The organism is Mesorhizobium sp. M00.F.Ca.ET.216.01.1.1 (assembly GCF_004010325.2).
Taxonomy (GTDB): domain Bacteria; phylum Pseudomonadota; class Alphaproteobacteria; order Rhizobiales; family Rhizobiaceae; genus Mesorhizobium.
In genome coordinates, this window is sequence record NZ_SADR02000258.1 from 1 (window position 1) to 361 (window position 361).

The following is a 361-nucleotide window of genomic DNA, read 5'->3' on the forward strand; positions in this document are numbered from 1 at the left end:
AGCAGAACCCCGCGAGGCGTTCTGATGAAATGTCGCCGATCTCAAACGGCGCGGCGCTTGTGCTCAGCTTCCAAGCGCCTTGAGCCATCCTTCAAAGGAGGAGGCCTTATCATGCTCGCCAAGCGAAACAGAGTGGGCGGGACGCGGCAACACTGTCGTCCTGCGCCCTTCGCGGGGGCTGTAACCGAACTCCTTGCTAAATGCTCGGCTGAAATTTGCTGCTGAACTGAAGCCGAACGCTTCCGCAATTTGAACGATGCGCCGGCTGTCCGCCGGATCGCTGAGCGCAACATGGGCTGCCAAAAGTCGGCGACTTTGAATGTAATGGAGCACTCCACCGCTCGGTTCGAACAACTGATAG

1 protein-coding gene is annotated in these 361 nt (G+C 58.2%); it reads right to left on the reverse strand.

Annotated features, from left to right (window positions below; translation table 11 throughout):
* Positions 1-63: 63 nt before the first annotated feature.
* Positions 64-361: helix-turn-helix domain-containing protein (locus EN859_RS36005; RefSeq protein ID WP_135913660.1), on the reverse strand; the 298-nt coding region annotated here is incomplete at its 5' end.